Annotated in this window: 4 protein-coding genes and 1 pseudogene; all 5 read right to left on the bottom strand. The window is 47.2% G+C overall.

The genetic code is table 11. The annotated features are described in order from the left end of the window. Position 1: 1 nt before the first annotated feature. Positions 2 to 79 (bottom strand): annotated as a pseudogene (locus Q0095_RS10225) (KxYKxGKxW signal peptide domain-containing protein); the annotation flags it as partial. 195 nt (positions 80 to 274) lie between these two features. Further along, positions 275 to 1168 carry an NAD(P)H-dependent glycerol-3-phosphate dehydrogenase gene (locus tag Q0095_RS02805; protein ID WP_297881166.1) on the bottom strand — a complete coding sequence of 298 codons (894 nt, stop codon included), beginning with the start codon at positions 1166 to 1168 and terminating at the stop codon, positions 275 to 277. A 974-nt stretch (positions 1169 to 2142) separates the two neighbouring features. Further along, a complete protein-coding gene (gene gatB / locus Q0095_RS02810; RefSeq protein ID WP_297881160.1) occupies positions 2143 to 3564 on the bottom strand; it encodes an Asp-tRNA(Asn)/Glu-tRNA(Gln) amidotransferase subunit GatB in 1422 nt (473 codons plus the stop codon). Positions 3565 to 3677: 113 nt separating this feature from the next. After that, complete coding sequence (locus Q0095_RS02815; RefSeq protein ID WP_297881163.1) at positions 3678 to 3902, bottom strand: hypothetical protein; 225 nt, start codon at positions 3900 to 3902, stop codon at positions 3678 to 3680. Then, positions 3892 to 4572, bottom strand: coding sequence for a F0F1 ATP synthase subunit A (locus Q0095_RS02820; protein WP_291937725.1), 681 nt, complete (start codon positions 4570 to 4572; stop codon positions 3892 to 3894). The genes Q0095_RS02815 and Q0095_RS02820 overlap by 11 nt, the downstream gene beginning before the upstream one ends. Between the last annotated feature and the right edge of the window lie 613 nt (positions 4573 to 5185).

Raw genomic sequence — 5185 nt, forward strand, 5'->3', positions numbered from 1 at the left:
CCTACCCGGTCGCAGACGAGCAATCTGCTCCACTCTCAGCCGTCAACCACCTGCGACCCACCTTAAATGTTTTAAAATTTTACGACCTCATTTTAAAATTTAGCACTCAAGCTTAAAGCAAAATTTCAAATCAAAGCCGCGTAAACAGGTCCAAACAAACACCGACTAAAATCCGCAAACCAGCAACTAAATTCCACAAGCATAGCGGCTAAATCAAAACCTATGTAAGTCGAATCCGCCACTAAAATTTAGCGAGAGAATTCCATCGTACGGCTCATTTTTTGCGCAGCAGATCCTTTAGACTCGCCCTTACATCCTTGCCACGCAGAATTTGCGCGACTTCGGTAGCGATCGGAGCGTAGATCTTGTGCTTTGTCGCGATATTTACGACCGCTTCGGTCGTAGCCACGCCCTCGGCGACCTCGCCCAACTCGCGCAGAATTTCTTCGAGCCCTTTGCCGCGCGCAAGTCCTAATCCCACGCGGTAGTTTCGCGATAGCGCGCTCGAGGCGGTCAAAAACAGATCGCCCACGCCGCTTAAGCCCAAAAAGGTCTCGTCGCGCGCGCCGAAAAACTTGCCAAAGCGCGCGATCTCTACGATGCCGCGCGCGATCAGGCTCGCTCTAGCGTTATTTCCGAGCTCAAGTCCATCGCAAACGCCGCTAGCGATGGCAATGACGTTTTTATACGCGCCACACACCTCTGCGCCAATGATATCGCCACTAGTGTAGGTCTTGATGTAGGCAGGGAAAGCGCTTGCGAAAAGTTCGGCTAGATTTTCGTTACACGAGCTTACGACGAGCGCGCAAGGCAGCTTTTGCATGACTTCGGTGGCAAACGACGGGCCTGATAGATAAGCAAGATTGCCGCGCGCGACATACGCTTCAAAAATTTCGTTCAAAAACCTACCGCTAGCCGCGTCGATACCCTTGGAAGCGACTAGAATTTTTTGATTTTTGTAGGTGAAATTTTGATCCAGCCACTGCGCGGTTTGTTGTGCCGCGAGCGCAAAAACGAGCGCTTCGCACTCCAGTGCCTCGCTCACGCTTACAAAATGCGGAATTTGTCTTGGCGTGCGCGAAGTGATGACGCATTCGTTTTTTGCGCTAAGCGTGTCAAAAAGTGCGCTACCCCATTTGCCCGCGCCGATAACCGCGATTTTCATTATGTTCCTTTTTAAAAATTTATTCGCAAATTTGCGGTTTTTTAAATTTCATTCTCTTGAAATTCACGCTCTTTGAAAAATTAGCCCAAAAGCGCCGACATGAGCCTGCACAAATGCTAGCCAAAGCCACGCTTTAAAATTCGCTTTTTGAAATTTCATCTCGTCAAAATTTCGTCTCATTAAAATTTTGCGCTTTTGAAATTTACTCAGCCAAAACTTCGCTTTTTTAAAATTTACCTCGCTAAAATTTCATACTTTTAAGGTTTTGCTCTTCCGTCAAAAACACTTTCACAAAAAGCGCGGCAGTGAACGAATGAGGATTTTGAAACTCCATTATACGTTTTAAATTTCACTCACGCATCGCCAAGGCAAATCAAATTTTTAAAAATTTTACTCAGACGCCCGATCGCAAATCGCGCTTTTAAACCCACTTAAATCTATCAAGGCGTGCTTTGGGCCTAGATGATCTGCGGTCGCTCGCCACGTTATCGTTTGGCGCAAGGTTTGGGGCACGCGCATCCGACGCAGCGATTGATTAAATTTAGCCTACACATCGACTCACCACTCAAATTCGACCCTGCGTATTCGATCCTATCCGCGCACCCGAGTTGCCGTTTTTGCTCCCTCAGGCAGAGTAATTTTACGCATTCCCTGAGAGCTTTGCCGCACTTTGACGATAGCCGTAAGTAAAATTCCTAACGGACGCGCTTCTTAAACCCCTCCGTCGCAGACCGACACTTGATGCAAACAGCCCGCACGAGAAAAAACGAACTCAAAAGAACAAAACGTGCGCGAGGAGAGCAGGTAGCCGCCGAGATCGCGCCGAATAAAATTATAACACGTAAAAGCCTTCGTCATTGGCGCGTGAAAGCTTTAGCTCGAAGCAAAACGCTGCGAGCAGATTTAAAATTTTATCCCTAAGGGCTTTATCTATCGCATACGCCGCGCCGCATTAATTCGCCGCAAAAGCTGCGAAATCAGCCCAGCTTCTGTTTTAAAAGCTGGTTCACCTTCGCGGGGTTAAACGCGCCCTTGCCCTCTTTCATCACTTGACCTACGAAGAAGCCGAATAGCTTGTCCTTGCCGCCGCGATAGTCCGCGACCTTCTCCTCGTTTTCACTCATCACGCGCGCTATGATCTCCAAAATCGCGCCGTCGTCGCTTACCTGCCTCAAGCCTAGCTTGTCGATGACTGAGCTTACGGCCTCGTCGTGCTCCATTAGATAATCAAGCACCTCTTTGGCGGCCTTTTGCGACACTGCGCCGCCTTCGATCGCGCTTAAAAGCTCGTTCATCTTCGCACTGTTTACTGGCGAATCCTCGATCGTAACGCCGTTTTTGAGCCTGCCCGCAAGCTCGACGGTAAGCCAGCTGACGCAGAGTTTGGGCTCGTGCCCCGCCGCGATCAGATCCTCAAAAAATCGCGCGTTTTCGTAGGTCGAGATTATGATCTCGGCATCCTTCTCTTTAACGCCCAGCTCGCGGACGTAGCGGGCCTTTTTCTGATCTGGCAGCTCGGGGATATGCTGCGCAGCAGCTAGCATCTCGTCATCCACGATCACGGTTAGCAGGTCGGGATCTGGGAAATAGCGATACTCGGCGCTGTCTTCTTTACTACGCATCGGTTTGGTGATAAACTTAGCGGTGTCGAAAAGGCGCGTTTCTTGCACGACCTCTTGCTCATATTTGCCATCCTGCCACGCTTCGATCTGACGCTCGATCTCGAACTCGATCGCCTTTTGGATAAATTTAAAGGAGTTTAAATTTTTAATCTCCACGCGCGTGTAGAGCTTTTGCTCGCCTTGCGGACGGATACTGACGTTTACGTCGCAGCGAAACGAGCCCTCTTGCATATTCGCGTCGCTGATATTTAAAAAGCGCAAAATGCTGTGGAGTTTTTTTAGATACGCGACCGCCTCGTCCGCAGAGCGCATATCAGGCTCGCTTACGATCTCCAAAAGCGGCGTACCGGCGCGATTTAGATCGACTAGGCTTCGCGAGCTTTCGTGGTTATTTTTGCCCGCGTCCTCCTCCAGGTGCGCGCGCGTGATGCCGATGCGCTTACTCTGTCCCTCCGCAGCTATAAAAAGCTCGCCGTGCTCGACGATCGGGATCGTCCACTGCGAAATTTGATACGCCTTGGGAAGGTCGGGATAGAAGTAGTTTTTGCGGTCGAATACTGACTTGCGATTGATCGTCGCATTGACGGCGGTACCGAAGCTGATGGCTTTTTTAACCGCCTCCTCGTTTAGCACGGGAAGAGCGCCCGGAAGCGCCAGGCAGGTCGGGCAGACGTGAGAATTCGCCTCATCGCCGAAGCTCGTGGGGCAGGAGCAGAAAATTTTGGTTTTGGTATTTAGCTGGCAGTGTACCTCCAGGCCGATCACGGTTTCAAACATAAACTTAACCTTTTAGAATAAAAATTTCGCGTAATTTTACAATCTTTTGCTTTAATACTCGCTTGTAGCGGCGCGCGGCGCGGCTAAATTTTAAAATTTAATCGGATAGATTTCTATTCGCCGCCGCTAAGGAGCTTTTCTTTCAGATCGAAAACATCAACCATCAAGCAGGTGATGATTACGCATATCACGCCCGGAGCGGTGCAGATGAAGAGGAATTTTAACCCCAAAAAATAAAATGACGGATAGGCAAAAAAGACGAATGCGCCGACGAAAATCAATCCGAACGACGCACCCACGAGGAAGTATAATAAATTTCGCTTAAAATTAATGCTCATCGACGATCACGGCGCCCGCTAGATAAACGTAGCTTAAAACCATGAAAATAAAAGTCTGCAAAATCGCCATAAAAGTAAGCAGCGCAAACGGTACCATCGGTATTAGTGCAGGAGCGAGAGTAAGCATAACGAGCAGGAAGGTATCGTCGCCTTTGATGTTTCCAAAAAGTCGGAAAGAAAGCGATACGACGCGCGAAAAATGCGAGACGATCTCTATGACGAACATAAACGGAGCTAGGATTTTCACCGGCCCCATAAAGTGCTTTAGGTAGTTGATCACGCCATGCTCGCGAACGCCCTCAAAATGGTAGTACAACCAAACGCAAAGCGTAAGCGAAAGGGTTAAATTTAAACTCGCGCTCGGCGACTCAAAGCCCGGCACCAAGCCTATAACGTTACTAAAAAATATCACAAATCCCAATGTTGCGATTAGCGGAAGATATTTTTTGGCTTGTTCCTCACTACCCATCGCGTCCTTACCGATCGTTAGTACGCCGCTTAGGTAGGCTTCGGCGATGTTTTGCATGCCATGTGGCACAAGCTGAAGCGAGCGAGTGGAGCAAAGCGCGACGGCTACGATGATAGCGACGACCAAAAAGAAGTAAAAAAGGTAGATAAAAGTGTGGTCGTAAGAAATTAAACCGCCGAAAAGGAAGATGTCTTTTAGCATAAAAACCCTTGATCGTTAAAATTTGAGGCGTATTTTACACTTCTATTCGTTAAAGTATATTTAAATTTGCGCTAGCGAGTGAAATTTTGAGCTTTGCGAGTTCTCACACCGCTTACTTGCCTAGCACTTTCGTCTAGCTTGCACACCATTTCTGCGGGAATTTTGCGTTTTTTTGGCATTTAGCTCCATATTTACAGCGAATGAAAAAATTTTTGCTAGTAAGCACGAAATTTACGGCTACACTGCCAATTCGCTATTTTTGCAAAATAGAATTTAATCTAGCGTATACAGAGAAGCCCTAAGCCGGCTGTGCGGTAAAATTTACGTTTACGAATACAAAAAATACAATAAAATTCTACCGCGACGGCACCGCGATAAATTCCAAGAATTCCAAGAATCACGCTCAGCCCAAAAAATCATAGTTAAAATTTAGCAAACTCAAGACCCGATTGCTAAAATTTTATAAAATTTATATAGATGTCGGAATTACTCCTGCCAGAATCACTTACATCTTTAATTGTTAATACCCCACCAGAAATTTGATAAGTAATTTTAGTCTTACTATATTCACTTTCCAATATAATTGTTTTAGCTTTTTGATCAACCTTAAAAT

The sequence above is a fragment of the uncultured Campylobacter sp. genome (assembly GCF_938045535.1).
Taxonomy (GTDB): Bacteria; Campylobacterota; Campylobacteria; order Campylobacterales; family Campylobacteraceae; genus Campylobacter_B.